The following is a 22,099-nucleotide window of genomic DNA, read 5'->3' as shown; positions in this document are numbered from 1 at the left end:
CCGGGGCATTTCGGCCAGTGTCTGGTGAATCGCGGGTCGGTCAACCGGAAAGGGAATGCCGACCATGTCCATCCTCACCCATCTGCACCTGCCTGCCGATCCCTGGCTCGGTGCCGCGGTGCTCGGCCTGGCGCTGCTGGCCGTCGCGGCGCCGGCGGCCTACCTGCTGCTCGCCGGCCTGGACCTGGAGGAGGTGGTCGCCGCCCTCCGCGCCCGCCGGCCCTGCTGGCGCAAGCTGGTCAAGGCGGCGGCGCATGCGGTGCTGTTCCTGAAGCTGCTGCTGCTGTGACCGCCCCGCGAACCCGTCCCACCCGCCCGCGTTGCGCCCGGATGCGGGAAACGAAGCTGGAACGGGCGGGCGAGCGCCGCCTGATGCGCACCGATGATGCCGGCACGGTGCTGCTGGGCGCCGCCGGCCATGTGGTGGCCGAGCACGGCACCGACATGCACGAGGCGCTGCTGGCCGAGTTGCAGGACGAGGGCTGGGAGGTGCAGGCGGATGGCGACCGGCCGCCGCCCGGCGCCGCCGCGACGCCGCCCGGCGCCGTCGCCGGCGACAGCGGCGCCCCCGGGCTCAAGGCCACCGAGAACGACGCCGCCAGCGGCTGAGTCGGGTCCTGCAGTCGCCGCCGGCCGCGGCCCGCATCCGACCTGGAACGCCGCACCGCGGCAGCCACGGGTTCCCAGGGCGCGCGCATGCGCCGCGATCCGCTCTATCGCGGCGCCGGATCCAGCGGCTGGAACCAGACCTCGATCCGGCCGCGCGGCAGGTTGGGGAAGCGATCCCCGATGAACTGCACCTGCGCCTGCAGCGGCACCTGCGCCCTGGCGGCTGCGCCGCGCAACGCCTCGGCCAGGCTGCGCGCACGTTCCGCCTGGTCGGCGAAGTAGTAGCGGACCTGGGTGGCCGGGAGGTCGCGGATGCCGCGGATCAGCTCGACCCCGGCCTTCGGGAAGCCCGCGCCCTCCTGCGCGACGGCCTGTCCCAGCGCCGTCGCGAGGTCGCGGTCGCGGTCGCGGGTGACCTGGTAGAACACGGTCAGCGCCTCGGCCACGGTCGGTGCCGGGCTGGCCGGCCCGGGTATAGCGGGACCCGGCGTCGCGGGACCCGGCGCCGCCGGCTCGGGCCGCGGTGTCGGGCGGTCCGGCACCCCGGGCGGCGGGGTGCTGGCGTGGTCGATCGCCGCATAGGGCCGGCGTTCGCCGATGCAGCCATGGTCGGGGCTGAAGAGCAGGGCGTTGAGCGCGGTCAGCGCGCCCTCCACCACGCCGCTCCGCGCGTTCTGCGCGATCTCGCTCCGCAGCCTCTCCTGGGCGTCGCGCAGGATGCCGGTGACCGCCGGGATGGAGGCCGACTGCTCGAACGCGCGGAGGATGTTCAGCGCCGCCTCGGCCGGGAAGGTGGCGAGCACCGTGTTGATGACGGAGACCTGCCGCGCCGCATCGGTGCGGCCGAATTCCGCGACGCGGTCGAGGGCGAATTTCGCCGTCTCCAGCCCCGTCTCCAGGCATTTCCGGTCCTGCTCGCGGGCGCTGGCGCGGCGCTCGGACGCGCCGCCGGTGATCGCCAGCATGCCCTGGCTGACCGAGAAGATGCCGGCGGCGAGGGAGAGGACGACCGGCGCCTTGCGGGTCCAGAAGCCGCGTTCCTGCCGCAGCCTGGCGATCTCCTCGCGCAGCTTGTCGGCTTCCAGCGCGCGGAGGTCGTCGGCGGAGGGCGGGGCGGCGGTCGGTGGCGCGGCGCCGGATCGTCCATCCTCGGAACCGGCCATCGGATCGGACCACCCGGGTGCTCTGCGCGACGGCAACCTTGCGGTGCAGGAAAGAGGGGCGTCAAGCCGGGCGGGCGCCGCAGCGGCGGTGCGCGCGCGGAGCCGGGTGCCGCGGCGCCGCGGCCCGCTGTCGCCGGGGCGGGGTCACGCCATGCCGCTCTGCGACCCGAACGCCTCCCCCCAGGCTGCCATCAGCGCCGCATCCGCCTCCTCCATCGTCGCCGGGATGCCGAGGCGGTGCAGGCTGGTCACGCCATACTGGCTCAGCCCGCAGGGGACGATGCCGCCGAAATGCGACAGGTCCGGGTCGACGTTCAGGGCGATGCCGTGCCAGGTCACCCAGCGCGTGACGCGCACGCCGATGGCGCCGATCTTGTCCTCCGTCCCGCGCGCCCGGTCGGCCACCCAGATGCCGACCCGCCCATCCCGCCGCTCGCCCTTCACGTTGAAGCGGTCCAGCGCCCGGATCACCCACTCCTCCAGCGCCTGGACATAGGCGCGGACATCGCGGCCACGCCGCGCCAGGTCCAGCATCACGTAGGCGGTGCGCTGGCCCGGCCCGTGATAGGTCCATTGCCCGCCGCGCCCGGCCTGGAAGACCGGGAAGCGCGGGTCCAGCAGGTCCGCCGCGCCGGCCGAGGTGCCGGCGGTATAGGTCGGCGGGTGCTCGACCAGCCAGACCAGCTCCTCCGCCGTGCCGGCGCGGATGGCGGCGACGCGCGCCTCCATGGCGGCCAGCGCCTCCGGGTAGGGGGTCAGCCCGTCGGAGACGCGGAATTCCGGCCGCCCCGGCACCACCACCGCCTCGCCCAATGTTGCCCCCGCCATGGCCATGCTCTATAGGCCCGCCTCTACCCGGTCTGCGGTCGTGGCGGAATGGTAGACGCGCCAGCTTGAGGTGCTGGTGGGGGAAACCCCGTGGAAGTTCGACTCTTCTCGACCGCACCATCGTCGCGCGGACCCCGGCCGGGGCTGCCGCGCGGCCCGGTCGGGCCCCATGGCCCGGTCCCCGGCGCCCAGGCGGCGCTCCAAATCGGCGCCCTGCCACCCACGTCCCACCACCCCTGACGCCCCGCGCCCGGCCGCGCAGCCGCCAGGTTCACTCCCTGGACAGGTGCCTGCGATATCGATTTCCGACCTACGGTTCGGGAAAGACACGCGCGCGATGCGGATCAGGACACTCTTTACCGCGGCCATGGCCACCGTCGGCGTCATCGTGCTGGGCCTCACCGGCAGCCTGGCGCTCGACCAGTGGCAGCGCCGCGCCGCGGCCGAGAGCGCGGAGCGGCTCACCGCCGCCTCGGCCGCGCTGCTCCGCCTGACCGAGACCCTGGTCATCGAGCGCGGCAACCTCTTCGTCCGCGCCGGCGTCCCCGCCCCGATCGACGATCAGGTGGAGGCCCGCCTGCGCGCCGTGCTGGGCGCGACCGACGCGGCGCTGGACCAGGCCGCCCGGACCCTGGCAGCCGAGGCCAGCGGGCCGCTGGCGCGGCATGCTGGGCTGGTGGAGGGCATCCAGCCCCGCCTCGCCGCCCTGCGGGGCCGCCTGCTCGGCGCGGTCCGCCGCCCGGGGGCGGAGCGGCCGGCCGGGCTGCAGCAGACGGTCTTCGCCGATTACGGCCTGATGCTGGCCGCGGTGTCCGCCGCGCTCGACGACAGCCACGCCGCCATCGCCCAGGGGGCGCCGCGGCTGGAGCCGATGCTGCTGCTGGCGCGGATGACCTGGGACATGCGGGAGGCGGCGAGCCGCCGCCTGCTGCCGGTCAGCGCCGCGGTGAATGCCGGGCGGCCGGTCTCCGCCCAGGACCTGGAGATGTCGGCGGCGGGCAAGGGCGCGCTCGAGACGGTGTGGGAGCGGGTCTCGGGCATGGTCGCCCTGCTCGGCAACCCGCCGCGCGTCGCCGCCGCGGTGGCCGAGGTGAAGCGCCGTTACTTCGAGGATGCCGCCCCGCGGCTGGATGCGATGTACGCCGCCGGGCGCACCGGCGCCGCCTATCCGATGACGGTCGCCGAGTTCACCGCCTTCGCCACGCCGTCCATGCAGGTGCTGCTGCTGGTGCGCGACGCGGCGCTGGCGGAAGCCCAGGCCGGCGCGGCGGCGGATGCGGCGGCGGCGCGGCGGCACCTGCTGCTGGCCCTCGGCGGCATGCTGGCGGCCGGGCTGGCGACCATCGGCCTCGCCTGGCTGCTGGCCCGGCGCGTCGTCGCGCCCATCCTGCAGCTTACCGACTCGGTCGACCGGATCGCCCAGGGGGAGCTGGCGACCGCCGTGCCCTTCGCCGGCCGGCAGGACGAGATCGGCCGCATGGCGCGGGCGCTGGGCACCCTGCGGGCCACGGCGGCCGAGGCGGCGCGGCTGTCCGGCCTGGGGGAGGAGGAGCAGCGCCGCAAGGATGCCCGGGCCCGCCAGGTGGCCGCCGAGATCGCCGGCTTCGAGGGCGCGGTGGGCGAGGCGTTGGCGGCGCTCGGCACCGCGGCGGCCGACCTGCGCAGCGCGGCGGAGGAGATGGGCGGCAGCGCCGAGCGGACCACCCAGCGTTCCGGCATGGTGGCCAGCGCCGCCGACCAGGCGGCCGCCAATGTCCATTCCGTCGCCAGCGCGACCGAGCAAATGACCGCCTCGGTCGCCGAGATCACCCGCCGGGTGGCGGAGGGCGCGGGCATCGCCGCCGAGGCCGCCCGGGATGCCGAGCGGACGGACGACATGGTCCGCGGCCTGTCCGAGGCGGCGATGCGCATCGGCGACGTGGTACGGCTGATCAGCGACATCGCGGCGCAGACCAACCTGCTCGCGCTCAATGCCACCATCGAGGCGGCGCGGGCCGGGGAGGCGGGCAAGGGCTTCGCCGTCGTCGCCGGGGAGGTGAAGGCGCTGGCCGCCCAGACCGCCAAGGCGACCGAGGAGATCGGCGCGCAGATCCGCAGCATGCAGGATGCGGCGGGCCAGGCCGCCACGGCCATCGGCGGCATCGCCGCCACCATCGGCCAGGTGAACGACGTCTCCTCCAGCATCGCCGCGGCGGTGGAGGAGCAGGGCGCGGCGATGCGCGAGATCGCCCGCAACGTGCAGGAAGCGGCGGTCGGCACGACCGAGGTGTCGAACAACATCGCCGAGGTCAGCGACGCGGCCGCGGCGACGCGCGGCACCGCCGCCGGCGTGCAGCGCGCCGCCGCCGCGGTCACCCAGCAGGGCGATGCGCTGCGGGTGCGGGTGGACGGCTTCCTGGCCGGCATCCGGGCCGCCTGAGGGCGCGGCGGGCGGTCGACGCGCCGCCCGCCGCAAGCGCCGCCAGGGACGGGGAGGCGCGGCGGACCAGGCCCGGCCGTGCGGCCGCTGGTCCCTTGCCCCCGGTGCGTCGCCCCCGGTTCGTCACCGGCGGTTCGTCGCCCCCGGGGGGTCGCGCGGGCGCCGCTCCGCCCTGCAACCGCCCCGCACCCGCCGCCCCTTTCGGTAACGGCGGCGGCTGATCCCGGGACCGGCGCACGCGGTCCCGGCGGCCTTCCCGGCCAGGTCGACCCATCCGGGCCGGGATGCCCTGCCGCGATCCGCGCGACGGAGGCTGTCGGCCGGGATGGAGCGCCGCGCCGCCCCGGCGCGGTGGTGCCGCGGCGCTGCCACGCCGGCTGCGCTGCACGCCTGCCCGCGATGCGCCCAGGCACGGCAAGGATCGCCGCCTGCCGGCATCCGTCGCAGCCGGAGCCGCCAGCCACGGAAGGCGCGGCAGGGCTGGGCTGTTGGGCCGGGCGGGGGACCCGGCGGGCCCTGGTCAGGCCGCGCGGATCTGCCGGACCAGATTGTCCAGCGTCCGCCGCAACTCACCCACGCGGTCATGCACCCCGCCGGCCTGGCCGGTGATCCGGGTGGTCGCGCCATGCGTCGCCTCGGCCGTGCTGCGCACGCCGCCGATGCCGCCGGCGATCCCTTCCGTCCCGGCCGCCGCCTGCTGGATGCTGCGGGCGATCTCGGCCGTGGTCGCGCCCTGTTGCTCGACCGCGGCGGCGATGGCGCCCGCCACCTCGTTCAGCTGCTCGATGGTGCGTGCCACCGCCTCGATCGCGCCGGCCACCTGGGTGGTCGCGCCCTGCACCGCGTCGATGCGGCTGGTGATCTCCTCGGTCGCCTTGCCGGTCTGCGCGGCCAGCGCCTTCACCTCGCTCGCCACCACGGCGAATCCCTTGCCGGCCTCGCCGGCGCGGGCCGCCTCGATCGTCGCGTTCAGCGCCAGCAGGTTGGTCTGGCCGGCGATGTCGCTGATCAGCTTCACCACGTCGCCGATCTTCTGCACATCGGCGACCAGGGTGCGGACCACCCCCGTCGCCTCGCCGGCCTGGCCGGTGGCGGTGGCGGTGGCGCGGGTCGAGCGTTCGACCTGCGCGCTGATCTCGCGGATCGAGGCGGTGACCTGCTCGGTCGCCGCCGCCACGCTCTGGACGTTCTGCGCGGCCTGGCCGGCGGCGTCGAAGACCCGCCCGGCCTCCCCGATCGTCGCGCCGGCGGAGGCGTTCAGCTTTTCGGCATCGGACGCCATTTCCTCGGCCGCGCTGCCCAGGCTGGCGACTAGGCCGGCGATCTCCTGCTCGAACCGGCGGGCCATCGCCTCCAGGTCCTGCCGGCGGGCGGCTTCGGCCATCTTCGCATCGTGGATGTCCACCAGGGACCCGCAGGCACGGCGCGGCCGCCGGTTCCCGTCCAGGATGACCCCCCCGGTCGCACGAAACCAGCGGTAGCTGCCGTCCCGCACCTTCAGCCGGTAGGTGGTGTCGTAGCGGCTGCCGCTGGCCAGCGCGGCGCCGAAGGCGGCGAAGGTCTTGTCCTTGTCCTCCGGATGCAGGCGGTCGGACCAGGACTGGACGACATTCGGGAACTCGGCCTCGGCCGTGAAGCCCAGCAGACGCCGGAAATCGGCGGACCAGGTCCAGCGCGCCTGCGGGTGCATCGGGTCGCCCTCATGCAGGATGGCATCCCACAGCCCGATCCCGGCATAGCCCGACAGCACCTCCAGCCATTCCGCCTGCTCCCGCAGGGCGGCGGCCCGCGCGCTCCTGAAGACGTTCATGCTGGACAATTCCCCGCGCCGCGCAGCGGCCCGGTGCCGGCTGCGCGCGCGGATCCTGGCACAAGGGGCTTAGGGCTTGATGAAAGCCGAGGGGTTGGGGAGGGGAAGGCCGGTCCCGGGGCGTTCCGACGGTTGCGGCCCCGCGCCCGCCGCCGCATTGTCGGCCACTCGATACGGGGGCGGGGCATGGACGAGGATTTCCGCAAGGCGGCACTGGACTACCACCGTCTGCCGCGCCCCGGGAAACTCAGCGTCGAGCCGACCAAGCGCATGGCGACGCAGCGCGACCTCGGCCTCGCCTACAGCCCCGGCGTCGCCGCCGCCTGCGAGGAGATCGCCGCCAACCCCGACGCCGCCTGGGACTACACCGCCCGCGGCAACATGGTGGCCGTCATCTCCAACGGCACCGCCGTGCTCGGCCTCGGCGCCATCGGCGCGCTCGCCTCCAAGCCGGTGATGGAAGGCAAGGCCGTCCTCTTCAAGAAATTCGCCGGGATCGATTCGATCGACATCGAGGTGGAGGAGCGCGACCCGCAGAAGCTGATCGAGGTCGTCGCCGCGCTGGAGCCGAGCTTCGGCGCCATCAACCTCGAGGACATCAAGGCCCCCGAATGCTTCGAGGTGGAGCGGGTGCTGCGCGAGCGCATGCGGATCCCGGTCTTCCACGACGACCAGCACGGCACCGCCATCATCGTCGCCGCCGCCATCCGCAACGGCCTGCTGCTGCAGGGCAAGCGGATCGAGGACGTGAAGCTGGTGAACACCGGCGGCGGCGCCGCCGCGCTCGCCTGCCTCGACCTGCTGGTCGAGATGGGCCTGAAGCGGGAGAACGTGACGGTCTGCGACATCCATGGCGTGGTGTATGAGGGCCGGCCGGAGGGGATGGACCCCTACAAGGCGCGCTATGCCCGCCGCACCGATGCCCGCAGCCTGGAGGAGGTGCTGGACGGCGCCGACATCTTCCTCGGCCTGTCGGCGCCGCGGGTGCTGAAGGCGGAATGGCTGCCGAAGCTGGGCCCGAGGCCGCTGATCATGGCGCTGGCGAACCCCGAGCCGGAGATCCTGCCGGAAGCGGTGCGCGCCGTCCGCCCCGATGCCATCGTCGCCACCGGCCGGTCCGACTACCCGAACCAGGTCAACAACGTCCTCTGCTTCCCCTTCATCTTCCGCGGCGCCCTCGATGTCGGCGCCACCGCGATCAACGAGGCGATGAAGGTCGCCGCCGCCGACGCCATCGCCGCCCTGGCGCGGGTGGAGGCGTCCGAGGTCGTGGCGGCCGCCTATGGCGGCCATGCGCCGGTCTTCGGCGCGGACTACATCATCCCCAAGCCCTTCGACCCGCGGCTGATCCTGGAGATCGCGCCGGCCGTCGCCCGGGCGGCGATGGAAAGCGGCGTCGCCCGCAGGCCGATCGCCGATTTCGCGCATTACCGGCGGGAGCTGGAGCGCTTCGTCTTCCGCTCCGGCTACCTCATGCGGCCGCTCTTCGAGGCCGACCGCAAGGCGCCACGCCGCGTGGTCTATTCGGAGGGCGAGGACGAGCGCACGCTGCGGGCGGTGCAGACCGTGCTGGACGAGGGCATCGCCGAGCCGGTGCTGCTCGGCCGGCGGGAGGTGATCGAGGCGCGCGCCAAGGCCATGGGCCTGCGCATGGATTTCTCCGAATCGGTCGAGATCCTCGATCCCCTGGCCGACACCGCGCTGTTCGAGCCGCTGACGCGCATGTACCAGCTGCGCGTCGGCCGCCGCGGCGCCCCGCCCGAGGCCGCCGCGCGGCGGGTGACGACCCGCGCCACGGTCGCCGCCGCGCTGCTCCTGGAATCCGGGCATGTGGACGCGGCGCTGGTCGGCGGCAGCGGCAACTGGATGCGGCAATGGCATTATGCGTATGACGTCATCGGCAAGTCCGACGCCGTCTCCCGCGTCTATGCCCTGTCGGCCGTCATCATCCCGACCGGCACGCTGTTCTTCGTGGACACGCATCTGCTGGTCGAGCCCACGGCCGAGCAGATCGCCGAGATGACGCTGCTGGCGGCCGAGCAGGTGGAGGCCTTCGGCCTGACGCCGAAGGTCGCGCTGCTGTCGCATTCGTCCTTCGGCGGGTCCAACGCGCCCACCGCGCGCACCATGCGCGCCGCGCTGGCCCTGCTGCGGCAGAAGGCGCCGGGGCTGGAGGTGGATGGCGAGATGCATGCCGACGCCGCGCTGGTGCCGGCCATCCGCGCCCGGGCGGTGCCGGACAGCACGCTGACCGACACGGCGAACCTGCTGGCCTTCCCCAATCTCGACAGCGCCAATATCAGCTTCAACCTGCTGAAGGCGGCGGCCGACGGGCTGCAGGTCGGCCCCATCCTGCTCGGCATGCGCAAGCCGCTGCATGTGCTGGTGCCGAGCGTGACGGCGCGCGGCATCGTCAACCTGACCGCGGTGGCCGTCCATCAGGCGAATGCGCTGGCCGCCACCGCCGCAGAGGCGTGACGCCGCCCTGACGCGGATGCGCCGCCGCGCCCGGCGGCACCCCGCGGCGCGCCGCGGGCGCCATGGCCCCGGTCGCAGGGCTGAGTGACGCGGCCCGGCCGGCGCGCAACGGGCGCCCCCGCGCCGCGCCGGCACCGGGCCTGCCCGGTCGGGACGCCTGCCATCCCGGGCTTGGGCGGCGGGCGGCGGCCCCCCGGTGGTTCAGGCCACCACGCGCTTGTAGAGATGCCAGGTCGCGTGACCCAGCACCGGCATGGCCACCGCCAGGCCGATGAAGGCCGGCAGGCTGCCCACCAGCAGCGCCGCCGCGACGATCACGCCCCAGGCGGCCATGGCGCGCGGATTCTCCAGGCAGGCGCGGATCGAGGTCTGGATCGCGGTCCCGATTCCCACCGGCCGGTCGATCAGCATCGGCACGCTGATCACCGTCAGCATCAGCACGCCCAGGGCGAAGACGAAGCCGACCGCGTTGCCGATCAGCAGCAGCCGCCAGCCGGCGGCGGTGCCGAAGGTCTCCTGCCACAGCCCGCCCGCCTGCGGCGCCGGCAGGTGGCCCATGGTCATCATGTAGATGCCCTTCGCCACCGCGATCCAGGCGACGAAGATGGCCATGAGCATGATGCCGAGCATGGCGATCTGCGGCAGGTTCGGATGCCGCAGCACCTGGAAGGCGGTGAGCCAGGAGACCTTCTCCCCCGCCTCCCGCCGCCGGCTGATCTCGTACAGCCCGACCGCCGCGACGGGCCCGACCAGGCTGAGCCCGGCGATCAGCGGCCAGAGCAGCGGCAGCATCTCCCCGCCCGAGAAGGCGCGGGCCGCCACCAGCCCCACGATGGGATAGAGGACGCAGAGGAAGACGAGCTGGGTCGGGCAGCCGCGGAAATCCTCCCAGCCCGCCCGCAGCACCGCGCGCAGCTCGGACGGCGCGATCCGGCGGATCCCGGGTCGCGCTGCATCGGCCGCCAGGCGGCTTGTGGTCCAGACATCGGCCAAGACGAAACCCTCCCTCTTATCGGCCGCGCCATGCGCGGCCATGCCGCGATCCTGCGGGACCCGAGCGGGAAGGCGCCGGCCTTTGGGGGGCGGGAGCCGCCACTCGAGCCACGACCCGAATCATCTGGGGGCGGAGGCAGGCGAGGCGGCGTCACGAAACCGGGAGGCGTGATTTCCGATTGACGCCAATGTCCATCCTAATTGACAGTCTAGGCTGACAATCGGACCCGACAGTGGCTCGGGCCGGGGAGGCTCTCCATGGACGCCGTCAGCCGGATCGAACGGACCCTCGCCAATGCCGTCGCGCTGGCCCAGGGGCCCGGCTGCCCACCCAGCCTGGCACGGGCGATGCAGCATGCGGTCTTCCCGAAGGGGGCGCGGGTGCGGCCGCGGCTCTGCCTGGCGGTTGCCGGCGCCTGCGGCGACGACGCCCCGGCGCTGTCCGAGGCGGCGGCGGCGGCCATCGAACTGCTGCACTGCGCGTCCCTGGTGCATGACGACCTGCCCTGCTTCGACGATGCCGCGACCCGCCGCGGCCGGCCCAGCGTGCACCGCGCCCATGGGGAGCCGCTGGCGGTGCTGGCCGGCGATGCGCTGATCGTCCTGTCCTTCCAGATCCTGGCCCGCGCCGCGCCGGCCGCGCCCGCCCGCCTCGGCCCGCTGCTGCTGACCATCGGCGATTCGGTCGGCGTGCCGCGCGGCATCGTCGCGGGGCAGGGGTGGGAGAGCGAGCCGCGCTGCGACCTGGCGGAATACCAGCGGGAGAAGACCGGCAGCCTGTTCGCCGCCGCCACCGCCGCGGGCGCCGCCGCCGCCGGCGCGGATGCCGAGACCTGGCGGCTGCTGGGCGACCGGCTGGGCGAGGCCTACCAGGTGGCGGACGACCTGCGCGACGCCGTGGAGGACGAGGCCGAGATGGGCAAGCCCGCGGGCCAGGACGCGGCGCATGCCCGGCCCAGCGCGGTGCTGCAATTCGGCCTGTCGGGCGCCATCGCCCGGCTGGAGGATCTGGCGGCCGAGGCGGTCGCCTCGATCCCGCCCTGCCTGGGCGCCGAGGCGCTGCGCTCCGTCATCCTGTCGGAGACGCGGCGGCTGCTGCCACGCAAGCTTGCCGTCAGCGCCGCCTGACACGGGGGATTCATGTCGGGCCAGCTTGCGATGGCACCCCCGGGGTCGCGCCCGGGCCTGCCGGAGCGCCTCCGCGATACCTATGACCGGCTGCTGGCGAGCGCGCGGTTCCGCGCCTTCGCCACCCGCTTCCCGCTGACCCGGCCCTTCGCCCGGCGGCGGGTGCGGGCGCTGTTCGATCTCTGCGCCGGCTTCGTCTACACCCAGACCCTGCTCGCCTGCGTCCGGCTGCAGGTGTTCGACATGCTGCGCGACGGGCCGCAGCCGCACGACCGGCTGGCGGCCCGCATGGGGCTTTCGCCCGAGGCCGCGACCACCCTGCTGAACGCCGCCGAGTCGCTGCGCCTGGTGACGCGCCGCCGCGGCGGCCGCTGGGGCCTGGGCGAGCTGGGCGCCGCAATGGTGGACAACCCGGGCGTGACCGCGATGGTCGAGCACCATGCGCTGGTCTATCGCGACCTGGCGGATCCGGTGGCGCTGCTGCGGCGCGACCGCGGCGGCAACGGGCTTTCCGGCTACTGGCCCTATGCCGGCACCGAACGGCCGGATTCGCTGCCGGACGAGCATGTCGCCGACTACACGGCGCTGATGGCCGCATCCCAGCCCTTCATCGCGGCGGAGGTGCTGGCGGCCTACGACTTCTCCCGGCACCGCTGCCTGCTCGACCTCGGCGGCGGCGATGGCAGCTTCCTGCGGGCCGTGGGGGCGCGGCATGCGTCGCTGCAGCTTCGCCTGTTCGACCTGCCCGCCGTCGCCGAACGGGCGCGGGCGCGATTCGCGGCGGCGGGACTCGGCGACCGCGCCCAGGCCTGCGGCGGCGACTTCACCCGCGGGCCCTTCCCGGACGGCGCCGACATCGTCTCCCTGGTCCGCATCGTCCACGACCATGACGATGCGCGGGCGCTGGCGATCCTGCGCGCCGCGCGCAGCGCCCTGCCGCCGGGCGGCACGCTGCTGGTGGCCGAGCCGATGTCCGGCACCGCCGGCGCCGAGCCGATCACCGAGGCCTATTTCGGCTTCTACCTCCTTGCCATGGGCACCGGCCGGCCGCGGCGGCCGGAGGAGCTGGCGGCGCTGATCCGCCAGGCCGGCTTCGCCGATCCCGCGCTGCTGCCCACCCGCACGCCGCTGCTGGCGCGCGTCATGACCGCCCGCGCGGCCTGACCGACACATGTCAAACAAGCTTGACACTTTGATGCGTCATTCTATCCTGACAGCAAGAGGTTCGTGGGGAGTCCAAGGCATGGACACCATTGCCGTCCTGCTGCGGGCGCCGGAGGAGCTGGGCCTGGAAAGGCTCTCCCTCACGCCCCCCGGCGAGGAGGATGTGGTCGTCGACGTGGAATGGAGCGGCATCAGCACCGGCACCGAGCGCCTGCTCTGGTCCGGCCGGATGCCGAGCTTCCCCGGCATGGGCTACCCGCTGGTGCCCGGCTACGAGTCGGTGGGCCGCGTGACCCGGGCCGGCGCGACGACCGGACGGCGGGTGGGGGAGCGGGTCTTCGTTCCCGGCGCCCGCTGCTTCGGCACGCTGAAGGGGGAGCCGGTGCGCGGCCTGTTCGGCGGCGCCGCCTCCCGCCTCGTCGTCCCCGGCGCCAAGGTGGTGCCGATCTGGGAAGACCTGGGCGAGCAGGGCGTGCTGCTGGCGCTCGCGGCCACCGCCTACCACGCCTTCCCGCGCGGCGTGCCGCAGCCGGACCTGATCGTCGGCCATGGCGTCCTCGGGCGGCTGCTGGCGCGCCTCGCCCTCGCCGCCGGCGCCCCGGCGCCGATGGTGTGGGAGACGAATGCCGGCCGGCATGCCGGCGCCGAGGGCTACCCGGTGCTGGACCCGGCGGCGGATGACCGCCGCGACTATCGCTGCATCGCCGATGTCTCCGGCGACCCGACGCTGCTGGATGCGCTGATCGCCCGCCTGGCGCCGCGCGGCGAGGTGGTGCTGGCCGGCTTCTACGCCGAGCCGCTGAGCTTCAGCTTCCCGCCCGCCTTCATGCGGGAGGCGCGGATCCGCATCGCGGCGGAGTGGAAGACGCAGGACCTCGACGCCGTGCTGGCGCTGCTGGCCGATGGCCGGCTCTCGCTGGACGGGCTGATCACCCACACCAGGCATGTGGCGCATGCGCCGGATGCCTACCGCACCGCCTTCACCGATAGTGCCTGTCTGAAAATGGTCCTGGATTGGAGGGAGAGCGCATGAACGCGTCCGTTGGCAGGACCCCGTCCGATCCCCCAAAGGCGAGCATGACCGATGCGCTGCGCGCCGAGGCGGCGATCGGGCCGGACCCGGTGCATAGCGGCCCGGTGCGCAAGCAGGCGCAGGTCATCGCCATCTACGGCAAGGGCGGCATCGGCAAGTCCTTCACGCTCGCCAACCTCAGCTACATGATGGCGCAGCAGGGCAAGCGCGTGCTGCTCATCGGCTGCGACCCGAAGAGCGACACGACGAGCCTGCTGTTCGGCGGCAAGTCCTGCCCGACCATCATCGAGACCAGCAGCCGCAAGAAGGCGGCGGGCGAGCCGGTGCAGATCGGCGATGTCTGCTTCAAGCGCGACGGCGTCTTCGCCATGGAGCTGGGCGGGCCGGAGGTCGGCCGCGGCTGCGGCGGGCGCGGCATCATCCACGGCTTCGAGCTGCTGGAGAAGCTGGGCTTCCACCAGTGGGACTTCGACTACGTCCTGCTCGACTTCCTGGGCGACGTGGTCTGCGGCGGCTTCGGCCTGCCGATCGCCCGCGACATGTGCCAGAAGGTCATCGTCGTCGGCTCCAACGACCTGCAGAGCCTCTACGTCGCCAACAATGTCTGCTCGGCGGTGGAGTATTTCCGCAAGCTCGGCGGCAATGTCGGCGTCGCCGGCATGGTGGTGAACAAGGACGACGGCACGGGGGAGGCGGCGGCCTTCGCTGCGGCGACCGGCATCCCGGTGCTCGCCTCCATCCCGGCGCATGAGGACATCCGCCGCAAGTCGGCCAACTACGAGATCATCGGCAAGCCGGGCGGCGAATGGGCGTCGCTGTTCGAGGCGCTGGGCGAGCAGGTGGCCGAGGCGCCGCCGCTGCGCCCGACCCCGCTGACCCAGGACGGGCTGCTCGGCCTGTTCAAGGGCGAGACGGTGGGCCGCAACGTGGTGCTGCAGCCCGCGAGCATGGAGGACATGTGCGCGGCGGAGCTGCTGGTGAAGCCGACCCTCGAAGTCGTCTACGAGGGGAGCTGAGGGCATGGACGGGCTCCCGACCCTCGCCGAAAGCAGCGGCTGCCATGGCGGCCGGGAGACGATGCTGGCCGCCGCCCAGGCCGCCGGCAAGACCGAGGTCATGGCAAGGCTGATGGCGGACTATCCGCGCGGCCCGCACGACCAGCCGCAGAGCATGTGCCCGGCCTTCGGCTCGCTCCGCGTCGGGCTGCGGATGAAGCGGACGGCGACCATCCTCTCGGGCAGCGCCTGCTGCGTCTACGGCCTGACCTTCACCAGCCATTTCTACGGCGCCCGGCGGAGCGTGGGGTACGTGCCCTTCAACTCCGAGACGCTGGTCACCGGCAAGCTGTTCGAGGACATCCGCGACGCGGTGCGGGAGACGGCGAGGCCCGAGGACTACGACGCGGTCGTCGTCATCAACCTCTGCGTCCCGACCGCCTCCGGCGTGCCGCTGGACCTGCTGCCGAAGCAGATCGACGGCGTGCGCATCATCGGCATCGACGTGCCGGGCTTCGGCGTGCCCACGCATGCCGAGGCGAAGGACGTCCTCGCCGGCGCCATGCTGCGCTACGCGCGGCAGGAGGCCGAGGCGGGCCCGGTGGCGCGGCCGAAGAACCTGGTGGAAGGCGAGCCGACCATCGCCCTGATCGGCGAGCTGTTCCCGGCGGACCCCATGGGCATCGCCGCGCTGCTGCAGCCGATGGGCCTGTCGGTCGCGCCCCAGACCCCGTCGCGCGAATGGCGCGACCTCTATGCCGCGCTCGACTGCGTCGCGGCCGCCGCGGTGCATCCCTTCTACACCGCCAGCATCCGCGAGTTCCGCGCGGCCGGACGACCCATCGTCCCCTCCGGCCCCGTGGGCGTGGAGGGCACGTCGGCCTGGCTCGAGGCGATCGGGCGCGCTGCCAACCTCCCGGCCGCGCGCATCGATCTCGCCCGGTCGCGTGCCCTCCCAGCCATCCAGGGCGCGCTGGCGGCCAGCCCGATCGCGGCGCGCGTCACCGTCTCCGGCTACGAGGGGTCGGAGCTGCTGGTGGCGCGGCTGCTGATCGAGGCCGGGGCGGAGGTGCCCTATGCCGGCACCGCCTGCCCGCGCACCGAATGGTCGGAGCCCGACCGCGCCTGGCTGGAGGCGCATGGCTGCCACGTGCAGTACCGCGCCAGCCTGGAACAGGACGTCGCGGCGATGGAGCAGGTGCGGCCCGACCTCGCCATCGGCACCACGCCGCTGGTGCAGCGCGGGAAGGAGCTGGGCATCCCGTCGCTCTACTTCACCAACATGGTCTCGGCCCGGCCGCTCTTCGGCCCGGCCGGCGCCGCCAGCATGGCGGCGATCGTCGCGGCGCAGACCCGGGGGCGGGAGCGCTTCGGCCGCATGGTGAGCTTCTTCGAGGGCGTCGGGACGAAGGACGGCGCCGGCTACGGCTTCACCGGCAAGCCGGTGGACCCGCCGGGCTTCCGCGAGCGGCAGCGCAAGCTGCGCGCGGCGAAGGCCAAGGCCGAAGAAGCGGTGGGGACGTAACGCGATGCTCGTCCTCGACCACGATCGCGCCGGCGGCTACTGGGGTGCCGTCTATGCCTTCGCCGCGGTGCGCGGCCTGCGCGTCGTCATCGACGGGCCGGTGGGCTGCGAGAACCTGCCGGTCACGGCGGTGCTGCACTACACCGACGCGCTGCCGCCGCATGAGCTGCCGGTGGTGGTCACCGGCATCGACGAGGATGCGCTGTCGCAGAGCGGCACCGAATCCCTGATGAAGCGCGCCGCGGCGACGCAGGACCCGGATCTGCCGGCGGTGGTCGTCACCGGCTCCATCGCCGAGATGATCGGCGGCGGCGTGACGCCGGAAGGCAGCAACCTGCTGCGCTTCATCCCGCGAACCATCGACGAGGACCAGTGGCAGGCCGCCGACCGCGCCATCAACTGGCTCTGGTCCGAATTCGGCGCCAAGCGCGGCAAGCCGAAGCCCCGGGTTCGGAAGGACGGCGAGGCGCCGCGGGTCAACATCATCGGCCCGATCTACGGCACCTTCAACATGCCGTCCGACCTGGCCGAGGTGCGGCGGCTGGTCGAGGGCATCGGCTGCGAGATCAACCTGGTCTTCCCGCTCGGCTCGCATATCGACGACGTGGCGAAGCTGCCGAATGCCGACGTCAACATCTGCCTGTACCGGGAGTTCGGGCGGAAGCTGTGCGAGGAGCTGGACCGGCCCTACCTGCACGCGCCCTTCGGGGTCTTCGCCACCACGAATTTCCTCCGCAAGCTCGGCGAGCTGACCGGCCTCGACCCCGAGCCCTTCATCGAGCGCGAGAAGCACACGACCATCAAGCCGGTCTGGGATCTCTGGCGCAGCGTCACCCAGGACTTCTTCCCCACCGCCAGCTTCGCGGTCGTGGCGACCGAGACCTATGTGCGCGGCATGCGCCGCTTCCTCGAGGAGGAGATGGGCATTCCCTGCGCCTTCTCCTTCGCCCGGCGGCCGGGGATGAAGCCGGACAACGCCGCGGTGCGGGAGGCGATGCGGAAGACCCCGCCGCTGGTGCTCTACGGGTCGTACAACGAGCGGATGTACGCCGCCGAGGTGCGGGCGCGCTGCACCTACATCCCGGCCAGCTTCCCCGGCGCCATCGTGCGCCGCGCCACCGGCACGCCCTTCATGGGCTATGCCGGCGCGACCTACCTGCTGCAGGAATACTGCAACGCGCTGTTCGACGCGCTGTTCCACATCCTGCCGCTCGGCACCGACATGGACCGCGTCGAGCCGACGCCGGCCCGGCCGGCCGAGCGCTGGGAGCCCGCGGCGCAGGCGCTGCTGGAGCGGCACCTGGAGAGCGAGCCCTTCCTGCTGCGCATCTCCGCCGCCAAGCGGCTGCGCGAGCGCGCCGAGCAGGAGGCGCGCGCGGCGCAGGAGCCGCAGGTCACCGCCGCGCGCGTGGAGCGCATGCTGGCCGAGCTTGCCGCCGGAGTGCCCGCATGAGCGCGCCCGGCCGCCACCCCAAGGCCCAAGGGCCGACCCCATCGCGCGCGGCGGTTGCCGCTGCGCCGATCCCTGCCGCGCGGGATATGCGCGGTAACGGCCGAAAGGCCAGGTTGGAGGCCGCATGATGGCCGATACCAGGGGACCCTCCGGTTTGACGGAGGACGAGGCGCGGGAAGTCCACAACCTGCTGATCAAGGGTTGGGCTTTCTCCGTCTTCGCGTCGATGGGTGCGCACATCCTCGTCTGGCTGTGGCGCCCGCTCGTCTACGGCGGCCAGGCAGTGCCGCCGGACTGGCGCTTCTTCTGACTGGCCGTGGGCAGCCCGCGGGCTGCCCGCCGGCCGCATGCATGGGGAGAGAATCATGCTGAATATGCACAAGATGTGGATGCTGTTCGATCCACGTCGGTCCCTGGTGCTCGCGGCGATCGGCGTCGTCGCCATCGCGGCGGTCATCCACTTCGCCGTCCTGAGCTCGCCGCGCTACTGCGACCACCTCGGCTGGTGCGCGCCGACCGTGAACGCCCAGCCGGGCTCGGTCGCGGCCCGTCCGCCCGCGCGGTAGCGCGCCGGCGTCCGCTTCTCGACGGGGGCGGGACGGGCTGCGGCCCGCCCCAGCCCCTGTCGGAGGCATCCTGCGACGGCGTCGGCGCCGCCGCGCGGATGAGGGGATCTTGCGATGTCCATGCTGAGCTTTGAGCGGAAGTACCGGGTCCGCGGCGGCACCCTGGTCGGGGGCGACCTCTTCGACTACTGGATCGGGCCGTTCTGGGTCGGTTTCTTCGGCATCACCACGGCGTTCTTCACCGTGATCGGCACCGCGCTGATCCTCTATGGCGCGGCGATCGGTGGCACCTGGAACCCGTGGCTGATTAACATCGCGCCGCCGGACCTGAAATACGGTCTCGGGCTGGCGCCGATCCGGGAAGGCGGGCTGTGGCAGGCCATCACGGTCTGCGCCATCGGCGCCTTCGTGTCCTGGATCTTCCGGCAGGCGGAAATCTCCCGCAAGCTCGGCATGGGGTACCACATCCCCGTCGCCTACAGCTTCGCGGTCTTCGCCTACATCACCCTGGTGGTGATCCGGCCGGTGCTGATGGGCGCCTGGGGGCACGGCTTCCCCTACGGCATCTTCTCGCACCTCGATTGGGTGTCGAACGTCGGGTACCAGTACCTGCACTTCCACTACAATCCGGCGCACATGATCGCGGTGAGCTTTTTCTTCACCACGGTGCTGGCGCTGTCGCTGCACGGCGCGCTCGTGCTCTCGGCGCTCAACCCGCCGCGCGGCGAGACGGTCAAGACGTCCGAGCACGAGAACACCTTCTTCCGCGACTTCATCGGCTACTCGATCGGCACGCTGGGCATCCACCGCCTCGGCCTGTTCGTCGCGCTGTCCGCCGGGTTCTGGAGCGCGGTGTGCATCGTGATCAGCGGTCCCTTCTGGACCCGCGGCTGGCCGGAATGGTGGACCTGGTGGCTCAACCTGCCGATCTGGCGCTGAGCGGGGGAGGGACGAAACCATGGCTGAGTACCAGAACATCTTCACCCGCATCCAGGTGGTGGGGCCGGCTTATCCCGGCGTGCCGCTGCCGAAGGGCGACAACCCGCGGAAGTACACGCCCGGCCACTGGCACCTGCTGGGCCGGCTGGGCGATGCGCAGATCGGCCCGGTCTATCTCGGCTGGCTCGGGCTGCTGTCGATCTTCACCGGCTTCCTCGCCTTCGAGATCATCGGCCTGGTCATGCTCGACAGCGTGAACTGGGACATCCGGCAGTTCGTCCGGCAGCTCTTCTGGCTGGCGCTCGAGCCGCCGCCGCCGAAATACGGCCTGCGCTTCCCGCCGCTGAACGAGGGCGGCTGGTGGATCATCGCCGGCTTCCTGCTCTCGGTCTCCGTCGTGCTGTGGTGGCTGCGCACCTACCGCCGCGCCCGGGCGCTGGGGATGGGGACGCATGTCGCCTGGGCCTTCGCCGCCGCGCTCTGGCTCTACTTCGTCTGCGGCTTCTTCCGGCCGCTGCTGATGGGCAGCTGGTCCGAGGCGGTGCCCTTCGGCATCTTCCCGCACCTCGACTGGACCGCGGCGCTGTCGATCCGCTACGGCAACCTATTCTACAACCCGTTCCACGCGCTCAGCATCGTCTTCCTCTACGGCGCGACGCTGCTGTTCGCCATGCACGGCGCGACCATCCTCGCGCTCGGCCGCTTCGGCGGCGAACGTGAGATCGAGCTGGCGGTGGACCGCGGCACGGCGGCCGAGCGTGGCGGCCTGTTCTGGCGCTGGACCATGGGCTTCAACGCCAGCTTCGAGAGCATCCATCGCTGGGCCTGGTGGTTCGCCGTGCTCTGCCCGCTGACCGGCGGCATCGGCATCCTGCTGACCGGCACCGTGGTGGACAACTGGCACCAGTGGGCCATGCAGCACGCCTTCGCTCCGTCCTATCCGCCGGAGTCCTGGAACGCGCTGCCCGACCCGCTGACCCTGGCGCCCGGAGGTGCACGATGAGCTACGCAGTCAAGGCCGCCGCCGCGGTGGCGGCGGCGCTCGGCAGCTTCGCGCTGCTGTTCACCTTCGAACGGCCGCCGGTGGACACGGTGCAGACCGGCTACCGGGGCCTCGGCATCGAGCAGGTCTACAACCCGCGCACCGAAGCCGCGACGCTGGCCGCCAACCAGCTGCCGGAGGTGATCGCCCGGGTGCCGGCCGTCGGGCCGCGCGCCGGGCAGGTCTACCAGAACGTGCAGGTGCTGGGGGACATCACGGTCGCCCAGTTCGCCCGGACCATGGCGGCGCTGACCCAGTGGGTCTCGCCCGAGCAGGGGTGCAACTACTGCCACAACCCCAACAACATGGCGTCGGACGAGATCTACACGAAGGTCGTGGCGCGCCGGATGCTGCAGATGACGGCGCGCATCAACGCCGAGTGGAAGAGCCATGTGCAGGAGACTGGCGTCACCTGCTACACCTGCCACCGCGGCAACCCGGTGCCGGCCTATTCCTGGTACAACAACGACCGGCCGCCGCGCGCTGCCGGCCTGGCGGCCGGGCAGGCCGGGCAGAACCTGGCGGCGCCGACCGTCGGCTATGCCTCGCTGCCCAATGACCCCTTCACGCCCTATCTCGAGCAGGCATCGCTGATCCGGGTGCAGACCCCGGCGCCGCGGGTCATGCCGGTGAAGCCCGGCATCAAGGATGCCGAGTGGACCTATGGGCTGATGATGCACATGTCCACCTCGCTCGGGGTGAACTGCACCTACTGCCACAACTCCCGCGCCTGGTATTCGTGGGAGGAAAGCCCGCCGACGCGGACCAATGCCTGGCACGGCATCCGCATGGTGCGGGACGTGAACAACAACTTCATCACCCCGCTGCAGCCGGTCTGGGCGGCCAATCCCAACGGCCCGCCGACCGGCCCGGCGCAGTCCCGCGTCGGCATCCATGGCGACCCGCTGAAGGTCAACTGCGGCACCTGCCATCAGGGCAACTACAAGCCGCTGCTGGGCCAGTCCATGCTGCGGGACTACCCGGAGCTGAACGCGGTGACCAAGATCGACGCCCCGGAGCCGATCCGGCAATAGGGCGACGCCAGCCGCCGCGGGGCCCGGGACACCGGGGCCCGCGGCCGACCGGAAGGGCCGGCCCCCGCCTTGGGGGCCGGCCCTTGCCGTTTCAAGCCCGCCCGGCGCCCGCCGCGCGGCGGACGGGTTGCGGGGGCCGGCACTTGGGCTATATCGCGTGCGGGCCGCTTCGTGCCTTCCGGGCGCGGGCGGCGCGACCGTCACCAGGAGCAGATCGCCGGAGGACGGAAACGACCGGAGGCGTAAATCTGTTCTGAACCAAACCTGCTGGAGCATCCCCGCGCCGTCCGGTCGGCGCGCGGCTGGTCCGGCTGCCTCGCCGCCCTCTAGGGACGCCATCGCCGATGAACTCGCTTGAACTGAACAAGGCCTTCGCCGCGGTCCTTACGGCCGGCATCACCTTCATGCTGGCCGGCCAAGTGGGAAAGCTGCTGGTGCATGGCGAGGCACCGCATGAGAGCGCCATCAAGATTGGCGACGTGGCGGCCAACAACCCGGGCGCCGCCCCGGCCGCCGCGGCCCCGGCGATCGAGCCCGTCTCCGGCCTGCTGGCCAACGCGAATGTCGAGAACGGCAAGACGATCGTGCAGCGGCAATGCGCCGCCTGCCACAGCCTGAACGAGGGCGGGCGGAACGGCGTCGGCCCCAACCTCTACGGCATCGTCGGCGCGCCGCATGGCCATGCCGAAGGCTTCAACTACTCGGCCGTCCTGAAGGGCAAGCCCGGCCCCTGGAACTACGAGGAACTGAACCACTGGCTGTACAAGCCGGCGTCCTATGCCCCGGGCACCCGGATGGCCTATCCGGGCTTGGCCAACACCCAGCAGCGCGCCGACGTGATCGCCTATCTGCGCACCCTGGCCGCCAACCCGGCGCCCTTGCCGCCGGCCGGCCAGGCGCCGGCCCAGCCGGCCGCGGCC

Annotated in this window: 20 protein-coding genes and 1 tRNA gene; 17 read left to right on the top strand and 4 right to left on the bottom strand. The window is 72.8% G+C overall.

Going from position 1 to position 22,099, the window contains the following annotated elements:
• Positions 1 to 64: 64 nt before the first annotated feature.
• A complete protein-coding gene (locus E2C05_RS13715) occupies positions 65 to 289 on the top strand; it encodes a hypothetical protein (protein ID WP_133220208.1) in 225 nt (74 codons plus the stop codon).
• Positions 290 to 330: 41 nt separating this feature from the next.
• Positions 331 to 609, top strand: a complete 279-nt coding sequence (locus E2C05_RS13710) for a hypothetical protein (RefSeq protein ID WP_133220207.1) — start codon at positions 331 to 333, stop codon at positions 607 to 609.
• A 104-nt stretch (positions 610 to 713) separates the two neighbouring features.
• On the opposite strand, the gene E2C05_RS13705 is transcribed toward E2C05_RS13710, so the two are convergent.
• The gene (locus tag E2C05_RS13705; protein ID WP_133220206.1) at positions 714 to 1,772 is read right to left on the bottom strand and encodes a hypothetical protein; all 1,059 of its coding nucleotides are present in this window, start codon (positions 1,770 to 1,772) and stop codon (positions 714 to 716) included.
• 144 nt (positions 1,773 to 1,916) lie between these two features.
• Positions 1,917 to 2,600, bottom strand: a complete 684-nt coding sequence (gene lipB / locus E2C05_RS13700) for a lipoyl(octanoyl) transferase LipB (RefSeq protein ID WP_133220205.1) — start codon at positions 2,598 to 2,600, stop codon at positions 1,917 to 1,919.
• Positions 2,601 to 2,634: 34 nt separating this feature from the next.
• On the opposite strand from lipB, the gene E2C05_RS13695 reads away from it, so the two are divergent.
• Both E2C05_RS13695 and E2C05_RS13690 read left to right on the top strand, forming a co-directional pair.
• Positions 2,635 to 2,720, top strand: a tRNA-Leu gene (locus E2C05_RS13695).
• 247 nt (positions 2,721 to 2,967) lie between these two features.
• Positions 2,968 to 5,019 (top strand): methyl-accepting chemotaxis protein, encoded by a 2,052-nt coding sequence (locus E2C05_RS13690; protein ID WP_205082818.1) that lies wholly within the window; start codon positions 2,968 to 2,970, stop codon positions 5,017 to 5,019.
• Between the two features lie 520 nt (positions 5,020 to 5,539).
• On the opposite strand, the gene E2C05_RS13685 is transcribed toward E2C05_RS13690, so the two are convergent.
• Positions 5,540 to 6,829 (bottom strand): methyl-accepting chemotaxis protein, encoded by a 1,290-nt coding sequence (locus tag E2C05_RS13685; RefSeq protein WP_133220203.1) that lies wholly within the window; start codon positions 6,827 to 6,829, stop codon positions 5,540 to 5,542.
• Positions 6,830 to 7,015: 186 nt separating this feature from the next.
• Between E2C05_RS13685 and E2C05_RS13680 the strand changes: the two genes are divergently transcribed.
• Positions 7,016 to 9,307: an NADP-dependent malic enzyme gene (locus E2C05_RS13680; protein ID WP_133220202.1), complete on the top strand. Its 2,292-nt coding sequence runs from the start codon at positions 7,016 to 7,018 to the stop codon at positions 9,305 to 9,307.
• Positions 9,308 to 9,508: 201 nt separating this feature from the next.
• On the opposite strand, the gene E2C05_RS13675 is transcribed toward E2C05_RS13680, so the two are convergent.
• On the bottom strand, positions 9,509 to 10,342 hold the full coding sequence (locus tag E2C05_RS13675; RefSeq protein WP_133220201.1) for a DUF2189 domain-containing protein: 834 nt from the start codon (positions 10,340 to 10,342) through the stop codon (positions 9,509 to 9,511).
• Between the two features lie 216 nt (positions 10,343 to 10,558).
• Between E2C05_RS13675 and E2C05_RS13670 the strand changes: the two genes are divergently transcribed.
• The 12 genes from E2C05_RS13670 to E2C05_RS13615 all read left to right on the top strand — a co-directional run.
• Positions 10,559 to 11,428: a polyprenyl synthetase family protein gene (locus E2C05_RS13670; protein WP_133220200.1), complete on the top strand. Its 870-nt coding sequence runs from the start codon at positions 10,559 to 10,561 to the stop codon at positions 11,426 to 11,428.
• A gap of 12 nt (positions 11,429 to 11,440) precedes the next feature.
• Positions 11,441 to 12,592 (top strand): methyltransferase, encoded by a 1,152-nt coding sequence (locus E2C05_RS13665; protein WP_133220199.1) that lies wholly within the window; start codon positions 11,441 to 11,443, stop codon positions 12,590 to 12,592.
• Positions 12,593 to 12,671: 79 nt separating this feature from the next.
• Positions 12,672 to 13,625, top strand: a complete 954-nt coding sequence (gene bchC, locus E2C05_RS13660) for a chlorophyll synthesis pathway protein BchC (RefSeq protein ID WP_133220198.1) — start codon at positions 12,672 to 12,674, stop codon at positions 13,623 to 13,625.
• Positions 13,626 to 13,669: 44 nt separating this feature from the next.
• Positions 13,670 to 14,641, top strand: coding sequence for a chlorophyllide a reductase iron protein subunit X (locus E2C05_RS13655; protein ID WP_200305680.1), 972 nt, complete (start codon positions 13,670 to 13,672; stop codon positions 14,639 to 14,641).
• Positions 14,642 to 14,645: 4 nt separating this feature from the next.
• Positions 14,646 to 16,145 (top strand): chlorophyllide a reductase subunit Y, encoded by a 1,500-nt coding sequence (gene bchY / locus E2C05_RS13650; RefSeq protein ID WP_133220196.1) that lies wholly within the window; start codon positions 14,646 to 14,648, stop codon positions 16,143 to 16,145.
• 4 nt (positions 16,146 to 16,149) lie between these two features.
• Positions 16,150 to 17,598 carry a chlorophyllide a reductase subunit Z gene (gene bchZ / locus E2C05_RS13645; protein ID WP_133220195.1) on the top strand — a complete coding sequence of 483 codons (1,449 nt, stop codon included), beginning with the start codon at positions 16,150 to 16,152 and terminating at the stop codon, positions 17,596 to 17,598.
• A gap of 127 nt (positions 17,599 to 17,725) precedes the next feature.
• Positions 17,726 to 17,908 (top strand): M14 family metallopeptidase, encoded by a 183-nt coding sequence (locus E2C05_RS13640; protein ID WP_133220194.1) that lies wholly within the window; start codon positions 17,726 to 17,728, stop codon positions 17,906 to 17,908.
• Positions 17,909 to 17,963: 55 nt separating this feature from the next.
• Positions 17,964 to 18,164, top strand: a complete 201-nt coding sequence (gene pufA, locus E2C05_RS13635) for a light-harvesting antenna LH1, alpha subunit (RefSeq protein ID WP_240046729.1) — start codon at positions 17,964 to 17,966, stop codon at positions 18,162 to 18,164.
• Positions 18,165 to 18,278: 114 nt separating this feature from the next.
• On the top strand, positions 18,279 to 19,103 hold the full coding sequence (gene pufL / locus E2C05_RS13630) for a photosynthetic reaction center subunit L (RefSeq protein WP_133220193.1): 825 nt from the start codon (positions 18,279 to 18,281) through the stop codon (positions 19,101 to 19,103).
• Positions 19,104 to 19,122: 19 nt separating this feature from the next.
• Positions 19,123 to 20,106 carry a photosynthetic reaction center subunit M gene (pufM, locus tag E2C05_RS13625; RefSeq protein ID WP_133220192.1) on the top strand — a complete coding sequence of 328 codons (984 nt, stop codon included), beginning with the start codon at positions 19,123 to 19,125 and terminating at the stop codon, positions 20,104 to 20,106.
• Positions 20,103 to 21,179 (top strand): photosynthetic reaction center cytochrome PufC, encoded by a 1,077-nt coding sequence (gene pufC / locus E2C05_RS13620; RefSeq protein ID WP_133220191.1) that lies wholly within the window; start codon positions 20,103 to 20,105, stop codon positions 21,177 to 21,179. Before pufM ends, pufC begins: the two co-directional genes overlap by 4 nt.
• 344 nt (positions 21,180 to 21,523) lie before the next feature.
• A partial coding sequence (locus tag E2C05_RS13615; protein WP_133220190.1) for a c-type cytochrome occupies positions 21,524 to 22,099 on the top strand: 576 nt, incomplete at its 3' end.

It is taken from the genome of Paracraurococcus ruber (assembly GCF_004353985.1).
GTDB classification, from domain to species: Bacteria; Pseudomonadota; Alphaproteobacteria; order Acetobacterales; family Acetobacteraceae; genus Paracraurococcus; species Paracraurococcus ruber.
This window is presented reverse-complemented; position numbering and strand designations above follow the sequence as displayed.